Annotated in this window: 1 protein-coding gene; it reads right to left on the bottom strand. The window is 74.5% G+C overall.

Annotated elements, in window-relative coordinates; translation table 11 throughout:
• Positions 1–432 (bottom strand): ankyrin repeat domain-containing protein (locus FLQ44_RS20015; RefSeq protein ID WP_147695773.1); only part of this gene is annotated, 432 nt, incomplete at both ends.

Below are 432 nucleotides of genomic sequence, written 5' to 3'. Positions count from 1 at the left end.
GCGCATTCCACAGCGCCAGTGCGGGCTTGGCATCGGTGCTGCGGCAGCCGAAGAGAGCGGCGTGGTGCACGGCTGTGTTGCCCTCGGCGTCGATGGCCGAGCGTTCGGCGCCGTGCGCCAGCAGCAGATGCACGCAGCGGCTCTGCCCGAGTGCCGCCGCCAGCATCAGCGGCCGCAGGGCGCCGGGCAGGGTCTGTTCGACGTGGGCGCCGCCGGCGAGCAGCAGTTCGACTACTGCGGCATGCCCCTGGCTGATCGCGGCGGTCAGGGCGGTCATGCCACTGTCGGCGGCGATCGCCGGGTCCAGGCCGGCCTTCAGCAGCACCGCGACGACCTCGGCGTGGCCGCTGCCGGCGGCGCGCAGCAGGGCGCTGCAGCCGCGGGCATCGCGAACGCCGGGGTCGAGGCCGAGATCGAGCAGGCAGCCGCAGG

This window comes from Vogesella mureinivorans (genome assembly GCF_007644035.1).
GTDB lineage: Bacteria > Pseudomonadota > Gammaproteobacteria > Burkholderiales > Chromobacteriaceae > Vogesella > Vogesella mureinivorans.
Note: the sequence above shows the minus strand (reverse complement) of the source record. Positions and strands in the feature narration are given on the sequence as shown.